Source organism: Robinsoniella sp. (assembly GCF_034124845.1).
In genome coordinates this window covers 1-4,255 of the sequence record NZ_JAWYAJ010000295.1, presented here as the reverse complement: position 1 = coordinate 4,255, position 4,255 = coordinate 1, and the positions used below count along the sequence as shown (strand labels likewise).

The window sequence follows — 4,255 nt, the reverse complement described above, 5'->3', positions numbered from 1 at the left end:
TTAGTTGGGATACCTTATGGAGAACATACATTTATAATTGAAAGCCAAGGTCCACCTAACAGCGCTCATAATATAAATTTTATCGAATTGGATGCACTGGCTTACACCACTGACCAAACCATGGTAACAGCAGACAGTCTGGAAATCAAAAATAGCATAAGCAAGATGAAAGTGAATGACACTGAACAGTTAGAGGTATCTCTAAAGAAAGGAGATTTTCAGGTATTTGCAAAGGATCTTTCTTTTGTGAGCAGCGACAATTCGGTAGCCAAAATAGACGAGAAAGGTCTGATCACCGCTCTGTCCGATGGAAAAACACAAATTACTGTATCCGCAAATGATTTGACAGAGTCCTTTTCCTTAGAGGTTAAATCCATGCAGATCGGCGAACTCAGAAGAGTTATTGACAGTTCCCACCCCCTTTTTTTCCATCACCTGTACCGGCAATCTAATCCGGAAAACCTGGGCCAGGGACCGGATTCTCTTCAGGGCGGACTGAACATACAGTCATTTTGGGACAGCCTGGATAACGCCATGACTCCGGAAACCAAGCAGTATCAGGCAATCCTGATCCATGCAGGCGGTGAAATCAATGATAACGCAGACATCAGAAGATGGTATACAATGGAAATGGAAAAGACGGTAGCAGACCAGATACCTTTTTTCTTAATGATATCTAATTCCTATACGGATCATCCCTTTGATAACAATTGGCTGGCTCAAATGTATGAGCAATATCCTAATATGCTGGGTGTTGCTTACTCTGAAAACCATGCATCTGTATGGCAAAATCACGGCGGTTACCGCAGTGAAGAGATAGCATCCAAATTGGAACTGTCAGCTGAATACGGCGGATATGTTATTTTTGCAGATACAAACAACTATGATGAATATATGGAAAGCACTTTAAAAAATCCTAAACTTATGGATGCAGCAAAAAAATACAGGGATAACTTCATTATCATGCCCAAATATACCAGTCAATGGAGTCCTGCAGGATACAACTCTTACCAGAGCGTTGCCATGGGTACCTGGCTAAGCGGGTATGCCGGAAACTGGGGTTCCCTGATTGATTCATGGCAGTGGTGGGATCTCTACTATTACAATGATCCCTTCCGTGAAAATCGGATAGAACGACTAGGCGGAGGAGAAGAATGCCGCCACCCGTTTTCATTCCCAGAATTAAATTACCCAATTCGGATGATTACCGAAGCTAATTCAGGTGCTGCCGTATTTTCCTTTGAGCATCCTTTTTACAGTACCGCAATTGCCAGAAATGAAAATGAGCCGGCTTATACGACACCAGCTTTTGATCATGCAATTGTTCAGGCTATGGACTATATTATTGCCAATCACAGCCAGAGCAGAGATGAAGTAATGAGCCGTACTAAAGTTGCATTTGATTCCAGCAAAGGTACACTGAACAAAACTGCTGAGTCTGGTGTAAACTTAATAAAAGCCTTATATGGAGATGGAAATTTATATCATAAAGGCGACAGAACTGACGAAAATGAAATGCTGATGATGCAGCTGACTGGTAGATATGGAATCATTCCTTCTATTCCGGCGTTAGTAACGGTTGATGATAAGAGAATTTTTATCGAAAATGGTATACAGATTTTAAATAAAGACAGCGTATTGGAAAAATTCAAGAAAAATACATTAGAAGAGGTAAAATCGGGTAAAGATACCGCTACGCAAAAAGCAGTACAGGAATATTTCAACCAGTTCTATGAGGAAAACGCCAGCGGTAATGCTTATGCACAAAAAATTGATAATTACTGGTTTGTTTACAATAACCGATGGACTGGTTATCCTGTGGAGTCCCTGGTTCAGAGCACAGATCTCAAAAACTCAATGTTCAGCAATGGGATTCATATAACATTCGATCCATATACTTATATAAACCTCATTGAAACGGATGAAGAGGTTACCATAAACTTCAATAACTATTTTGTGGATAAAAGCGATATCTGGGAAAACTACACACAACGTTGGGATGGGGATAATAACTTATTATTCCAGAACTATCTCTTAGAAAACTATATACCTAAAGAAAAAACCAGGGATAATGAATTCAAAAATGCCTCAATAACATTTAAAGGTTTGAAAAACAAACCTGAAATTCAAAATCTTACAGGATTACAAAATCAATACGACACACCTAAGGAAATCTGGAATGAAAGTACAGGAGAATATACTTTAGAATTAAAAGCAAATGGTTATATGGATTTTAAAATTGTCAAATCATCGCCATCCGACCCGCTTAATACCGATCACCTTCTCAAAGCTTTAGAAGATGCGCAAAAAATAAAACGTGAAAAATACACTGCTGCTTCCTTAAGTGACTTGGACAACGCCCTTTCAAATGCAAACAGATTAATTGTTTCTCTGCCAGGAAATGTATTGCAGGAAACCGTAGATCATGCAGAAACAGCCATTCAAAATGCTATAAAAGCTTTGGTAAAAAAACCAGCTGACCTAAGTGTTTTAATAACAGGAATTACGCTGGCAAAATCCATAGACCGCACAAAATACCAGCCAGAATCATTAGTCTCATTTGATAAGGCATTATCAGAAGCAGAACGTATAGTCAAGATAAATCCAGACATAGATCAGCAGGCAGCCGTTAATAATACTGTACAAATTTTGGCATCTTCTATTAATAACCTGAAAGAAAAGATTGTACAGCCTGAGAAAAAAGCTGATGTATCTGCTTTAACCAGTTCAATTGCTAAAGCAAATAAGCTGGATCGTAACAAATATACCAGACAATCGCTATCTGTCGTAGACAAAACAGTAAAAGCGGCTCAGGAACTATTAAGTATAAGCCCTAAATCTGACTTGCAGTCTCTTGTTGCTATGACTGCGGAAGCTGTAGAAAATGCAATTAAAGAGTTAAAAGACCTGCCACAGATTCATAAAAAAGGAACAAAAGTAACCGTTGGCAATTTTACTTATAAAATCACTAATACGTCAACCAATAAATTGTCAGCTACTCTGGAGAAACCAAAGAAAAATACTTACACTAAAATAAATATTCCATCCTCAATTAAGGTAAATGGTTATACTTTTAAGGTTACAGGTATTTCTGACAATGCCTTCAGAAACAATAAAAAACTAACCTCAGTAACAATAAGTTCTAACATTACCACTATCGGTAAACAAAGTTTCAGCGGCTGTGCACAGCTGAAAAAAATAACCATAAAATCTATGGTAATAAAAAAAGTTGGTAAAGATGCTTTAAAGAAAATAAACAAGAATGCTTATATTCAGATACCCGTCAAAAAATGGTCAGCTTATAAATCAAAGTTTAAAAATAAAGGACAGGTGTCAACTGTTATTTTCAAAAAAGCCAAATCATAATTATTAAATGCTGCAAAAGAACTGAGGCGATGAGCGCGGAACATAATTCACCCCATGAATCTCCATTTTCATGAATTTTAGCCAATTTCTCATATATTTGATCATAAAATTATAGATTGATACACAATTATATGGTAAAATAATTCCATATAGGAATCACTTAATTTCTATCAGATACACAGCACATTGAAATCGGAGGAATTTTCTTGAAAAGCAGAGAAAATAAAATAGAGAAGGGTAAAAGCAAAAATTCAGAAAGAAAACCAAAGAAAAAGCACCGGAAGCTTGTCATTATACTAATTCTTATTTTTATGGTCTGTATCTATATTGGTGTCTCATTTTTGCTCTCAGCAAATAAGATTACCATTAAAGAATACAGCTACAATTCAGATAAAATAGACCAGCCGGTTACAATAATCTCTTTAGCAGATTTACATAGCCATTCTTTTGGAAAAAATAATAAGCGTCTTGTCCGGGAAGTGGAGAAGCAAGAACCAGATCTTATATGCATTCTAGGTGATGCAGTAAATTTTTACGATGAAGAAGATACTTATATCACTTCTTTAATCAGACAACTGATGCGTATTGCTCCCGTGTATTTTAGTCCCGGCAATCATGAAATCAGTATGTTTAACAACCACAGATACATTAACCTCAAGCAGGATATTGAACAAGCCGGAGCTTTATATCTGGATCAGACTTATCTGGATATTACGGTTAAGGATCAGCAAATTCGCATTGGCGGTTTCTATGATTATGCCTTTAACTATGCAGGGGTTTCTCCTGGACAATACAGACAAAAAAGCAGTTATCTGTTTTTACAGGATTATGAAGAAACAGATCTCTTTAAGCTTATGCTAACCCACCGTCCCGAAAGCTTTCTGTATCA

At 37.1% G+C, this 4,255-nt stretch carries 2 protein-coding genes; both read left to right on the top strand.

Annotated elements, in window-relative coordinates:
* The first annotated feature begins 120 nt into the window (after positions 1 to 120).
* Complete coding sequence (locus ACH2DQ_RS14695; RefSeq protein WP_395027253.1) at positions 121 to 3,366, top strand: glycoside hydrolase family 98 domain-containing protein; 3,246 nt, start codon at positions 121 to 123, stop codon at positions 3,364 to 3,366.
* A 206-nt stretch (positions 3,367 to 3,572) separates the two neighbouring features.
* On the top strand, positions 3,573 to 4,255 hold a 683-nt coding region (locus ACH2DQ_RS14690), incomplete at its 3' end, for a metallophosphoesterase (protein ID WP_395027251.1).